Genomic DNA, 2,609 nt, shown 5'->3' with positions numbered 1-2,609 from the left:
TTTGATGACTCGGCCGGTCACATTGCTAATGAGCTTGACCGACACATCGACATCGTAAAGTTCCTTAATGGTTTCACTAATTTCACGAGTACTTATCCCTTTGCTGTAAAGGGCGATGATTTGGTCATCGAGCACGCTCGTTCGCGTTTGTTCCTAAGGGACAATTTGCGGTTCGAAACTGCCGTCTCGGTCTCTTGGAACCGAAATGGCAATCGGTCCCTTCTCGGTCTTTAACGACTTCTTGCTTGAGCCATTTCGGCTATTGGTGCCACTATGACGCTTGACAGTCATAGCCAAGATGAGCGTCCATTTCGCCTTGTAAAGCTTGCTCAATCAAATGCTTACGCATCTGTTGGATGAAAGGTTCAATTTCATCACTTTTTAACTGGTCGGTTGGAATACTGGCGATCAGGTTTTTAAGCTTGTCTTGATTCATTGGTAAATCCATTTCCTTCACTCCTAAGAGATTAACAAATATTGGATTTACACAAACTTATTTACAGTCTTAAATAAGAGCAGTATGTCTTGGGTGAACTTGACCTTGATGAGCTTAGATTAAACAACAGAAGCTTCGATAAGCCGCTGAGGATCAAAATGGATGTAATACGGAAAAAATTACTTTTATGGGTTATGCTATTAAAAATTCGATGTTATTTTAGAAGGTGAGAAAAACTATGGTAACAGAAAAAGCAGGTGGATATATTTCAAGGCTTGAATTTAACACTGGCGAATCACTCGACGTTAAACAAAACGATATTGTTGTGTTTGTTGGTCCTAATAACGCAGGTAAAAGTCAATCTCTCAAAGATATTTATACCTTATCATCAAAAAAAATATCAACTATTGTTGTCTCTGATATTGAGATTACTAAAAGTGAAGAATCACTTCTGCCTCTACTACAGAGCCTTTCAAGCGGAAATGATCAAGGCTCATACACGAATTATTCTGTTCTTGGGCATGGTATCACTTATTGGAAAGAATCTTCCGATAGTTCATTTTTGAAAGACTCATATTATGGCGAGTTTCGTGATTTATTTGTCGCAAATCTAGATACAGCAGCACGTTTAAAAATTTGTACTCCTCCCAATAGTATTAACAGGAACGCCTCCAAGCAACATCCAATCCACTATGCTGCATTTGATAGAAAATATCGAAAGTGGTTGTCCGATAATTTCAAAAAAGCTTTTGGAGTAGAAGTGACTCCAAACACTCAATATGGAGCCACAATACCGCTATGTATTGGAGAACCAGTAAAATTAAATCAACAATATGATGATGAACAACAGAGATTAGAAGCATATGCTGCAATTCTCGATACTTATAAACAAGTTCAAAATCAAGGCGATGGGATAAAGAGCTTTACCGGTATATTACTTTATTTAATGCTAGATTATTATCGAACCTATTTAATTGATGAGCCGGAATCATTTCTCCATCCACCGCAGGCTCGAATTATGGGACAAATTATCGGGCAGACATTGACAAATGATCAACAGGCATTTATTTCCACACACAGCGAAGAAATCATTAAAGGATTGCTGGAAGCTTGTCCTCAACGTATAAAAATTGTTAGGATTACTCGAAAAAAAGACACAAACGCTTTTTCTATTCTAAGTAATGAAAAATTTGATGAGGTTTGGAACGATCCATTACTTAAGTACTCAAACATTATGTCGAGTTTATTCCATAAAGTTGTTGTGTTATGCGAAAGTGATTCGGATTGTAAGATGTATTCTATTGTAGAGAACTTTATTAAGCAGACTCAAGGAAAGTATTCTGAAGCACTTTTTATACACTGTGGTGGCAAACATCGCATGGCAAAAATTTCAACTTCGATGCGTGCACTAAATATTGATATTCGGTTGATTCCAGACATTGATGTTTTAAATGATGAAACAATATTTAAGAATATTGTAGAAGCATATGGTATTGATTGGACGAGTCTCCAAGGCGATTATAATATTATCGTTTCAAACCTACATAGTCCAAAGGAAAAGATTAACAGAAATGATGCTAAAACAACAATCAATAGGGTATTGGACGCCTCTGAAAATCGAGAATTATCTAATTGTGAAATAAAAGATATTCGATCAGCCATTAGTACAATTTCAAAATGGGATGCTTTGAAATCCTCTGGAATTTCAGCTATTCCAGCAGGCGATGCAACTGTCGCATTTAGAAAATTAGAGCAAATTCTACGGAAAAATGGAATATATATTGTCCCAGTTGGCGAACTAGAGGGGTTTGTGAAGGAAGTCGGTGGCCATGGTCCCGATTGGGTTAACAAAGTTCTTGAAAAATACCCCGATTTAAGTACAGAAGTGTACGCACAGGTAAAACAATTCATTTCAGAAATGAATCTATGAAATTAGGAATCTCAAGCTATCCAAGTGCTCATAGCTTGGGATTTCCCACTGTCAGAATTATTTTTTTGTCGTGGGCTTGACATAAGGGTGTCTCAAGGCATGAAAATGGAAAGGAATCTTTAGCTCATTCTAATAATTCTTAAAGAACTATTTAATGAAGCAAAAGTGGGATTGTAAATTCGTTTGTGTAAATTCCATTTAGAGATATTTGGTGATTCTGTCACCAAACTCAATACTAAAACG

At 36.7% G+C, this 2,609-nt stretch carries 2 protein-coding genes and 1 pseudogene; 1 reads left to right on the top strand and 2 read right to left on the bottom strand.

What is annotated here, in order from left to right; translation table 11 throughout:
- Nucleotides 1-291 (bottom strand): annotated as a pseudogene (locus tag M3080_RS09430) (transposase); the annotation flags it as partial.
- A complete protein-coding gene (locus M3080_RS09080; RefSeq protein WP_249092807.1) occupies nt 272-448 on the bottom strand; it encodes a hypothetical protein in 177 nt (58 codons plus the stop codon). The pseudogene M3080_RS09430 and the gene M3080_RS09080, both read right to left, overlap by 20 nt.
- Before the next feature lie 226 nt (nt 449-674).
- Between M3080_RS09080 and M3080_RS09075 the strand changes: the two genes are divergently transcribed.
- Complete coding sequence (locus M3080_RS09075; RefSeq protein WP_249092806.1) at nt 675-2,366, top strand: ATP-dependent nuclease; 1,692 nt, start codon at nt 675-677, stop codon at nt 2,364-2,366.
- The last annotated feature ends 243 nt before the right edge of the window (nt 2,367-2,609 follow it).

The organism is Parasutterella secunda (assembly GCF_023336895.1).
Classification (GTDB): domain Bacteria; phylum Pseudomonadota; class Gammaproteobacteria; order Burkholderiales; family Burkholderiaceae_F; genus Aphodousia; species Aphodousia faecalis.
The sequence above is the reverse complement of the archived record's forward strand: the minus strand, read 5'-3'. Positions and strand labels throughout refer to the sequence as shown.